Consider the following 2,043-nt stretch of genomic DNA (forward strand, 5'->3'; position numbering starts at 1 on the left):
GTGGTACTGGTGATTTCGGTGAAGCTCTACCTGACATTGTTGCTAAACCAACTAACAATGAAGGAAGCATTCCAACCCCAAAGGAAGTAAAGGCTCCTGAGCCTAAGCCTCGTAAAGAAACCCAGTATCAAATGGATCAAAGGAATGAAAAAGTGGTGAGTGCAGCTTTGAAAGCATTTGACCCTATGACACCTAGACCAGTTCAGAGAGTTGCTGATGAAATGACCAAGGGACTTAGTGAAGAACAAGTGAGTAACTTAATTACTTATGTGGGTAAAGCTAAACGTAAACTTGGTAGATTTGAAAATCGCAACCCTGGGGAAGGACGCTACCTAGAGACATTAGGTAATAGACTTCAGGAAATTCGGAAAGGTTTGAGAAAAGGTAAATAATAAAAAAGCCCCTTGAGTTATTAGCTCTTGGGGCTTTTCTTTTATAGAACGTCTAACGAAAATGTATCACGGTTCCAATGACGGAACTTATGTTTTGTTGCCCATTCCTCGTGAGTCGCTTTAGTACCATCCTTACGCTTCTTAGCGAAAGGGAATGTTACATTGCTGCGATCCCACAGAAAGACAAGCTCGTGGGTCTCCGGAAGATACGAGCGGATATGTACGTATTTCGAAGCTTCAGTGTTGTCACGAAATCGTCCTTTGACTTCGACCAAGTAAGTTCGACCTTCTTTGTCCAATACAAAGTCGGGTTCGTAAGTGTGTGGTACCGAATAACTAACCCGATCTTCCTTGTTGTGAAAGCGAGCGCCCGATAAGATCCCAGCATGGAGATCCCTTTCCAACAGCGAATCATATGGAGTTCCTTTTAACTCTTTACGTTTAGATTCAAAGAAACGTTTTCTCACCGCTTCTCCCCGCGTGTCGTAGATTCTTCTAGTTCGTATTCTTTACGTTTACCAGCCTTAGCTTCTTTACGAGATTCACGCAATTGCACTTCATCGTAATCTTCATCATTACGTTTGAATGTTTTTCCCATTATAGTACGCTCACCATTGCTCTGTCCATGAGTTCATTTCTATCCACTGTAGTAAAGCGAGGTGAATCCTCACAACGACGTGGATGCCAAATCAGTAACATCGATCCTTTATTGTTACCGTTCTGTGGTTCCTGCGTATCTGCTCTTACGAAACTGATACGACCACCAGTAATGAGACGCACCTCATCCACCGTAGCCAAAGCTTTCTTGAACCATCCCACAGAGACATCGGCGGGTATAAGCATAACAAGAGAACGCTCAGAAGCAGCCTTATCAATCCAAGGGCCAATATCACTATAAGGAGGATTACACCACTTATACCCAGAACCAAACACAGAATTCCAATCAGTAGTAAGAGCATCATCTTCCTCAGTGAGATAGTTCATGTGCAGGTGATTAATATCAGAGGCTGCCACATCACCAACAAAATTAAATTCATCATTTAGATTTTGATAGATGTTGAAAGGGGTTTGCCACAAATCTCGAATATTAACCGGGGTATCAGAACCACCGAAATCACTTCTCATTTTTGAACCACTCCTTGGCACCGATGAGAGAGTTAATCAGGAACACTAAACGCATAACAAAGATTGCAATCACTGAAGGTTCGATAGACATAGCAAAGAACCACATGATACATTCAATCAGATTGTAAGGAATCCAAGCAAACCACTGTTCTTTAGTTTTCAGAGAAAGTAACACTGTACCAGTTACTGCTAACACTGAAGAAGGGCCATCAAGATAAGGCAGATGACTTCCACTGTGAATAGAGAACATAGTAGCTGCTACAATACCAACACCTGTAGCAATCCAGATATTACGTTTCCAAGTGTCACTGATTTCAAATGCTTTATCACCATGCTTCATCCAATGTCTCCAACCCCAAATCTGGAGAGGAGCTAAGATGATCATATTCAAAGCAGCGTTAGCATAGAAACCAGAATCATAACTAAGAACTCCATATAACACTGATAAAATTGCTCCAAGCAAAGGAGCTACATTTTTCTTGAATGCCACTGCTAAAACGAATAGAACACCACCGATTGTAGTAAC

At 41.8% G+C, this 2,043-nt stretch carries 5 protein-coding genes; 1 reads left to right on the plus strand and 4 read right to left on the minus strand.

The window, feature by feature from the left end:
- On the plus strand, positions 1-392 hold a 392-nt coding region (locus N1032_RS22710), incomplete at its 5' end, for a hypothetical protein (protein ID WP_259542579.1).
- A 41-nt stretch (positions 393-433) separates the two neighbouring features.
- On the opposite strand, the gene N1032_RS22715 is transcribed toward N1032_RS22710, so the two are convergent.
- The 4 genes from N1032_RS22715 to pnuC form a co-directional block, all read right to left on the minus strand.
- The gene (locus N1032_RS22715; RefSeq protein ID WP_259542580.1) at positions 434-859 is read right to left on the minus strand and encodes a PDDEXK family nuclease; all 426 of its coding nucleotides are present in this window, start codon (positions 857-859) and stop codon (positions 434-436) included.
- Positions 856-990 (minus strand): hypothetical protein, encoded by a 135-nt coding sequence (locus N1032_RS22720; protein WP_259542581.1) that lies wholly within the window; start codon positions 988-990, stop codon positions 856-858. Before N1032_RS22720 ends, N1032_RS22715 begins: the two co-directional genes overlap by 4 nt.
- Positions 990-1,517, minus strand: a complete 528-nt coding sequence (locus N1032_RS22725) for a phage N-6-adenine-methyltransferase (RefSeq protein WP_259542582.1) — start codon at positions 1,515-1,517, stop codon at positions 990-992. The genes N1032_RS22720 and N1032_RS22725 overlap by 1 nt, the downstream gene beginning before the upstream one ends.
- The coding region (pnuC, locus tag N1032_RS22730) for a nicotinamide riboside transporter PnuC (protein WP_259542584.1) at positions 1,507-2,043 on the minus strand (537 nt) is incomplete at its 5' end. The genes pnuC and N1032_RS22725, both read right to left, overlap by 11 nt.

This window comes from Herbiconiux daphne (assembly GCF_024979295.1).
In the GTDB taxonomy this organism is placed as follows: Bacteria; Actinomycetota; Actinomycetes; order Actinomycetales; family Microbacteriaceae; genus Herbiconiux; species Herbiconiux daphnes.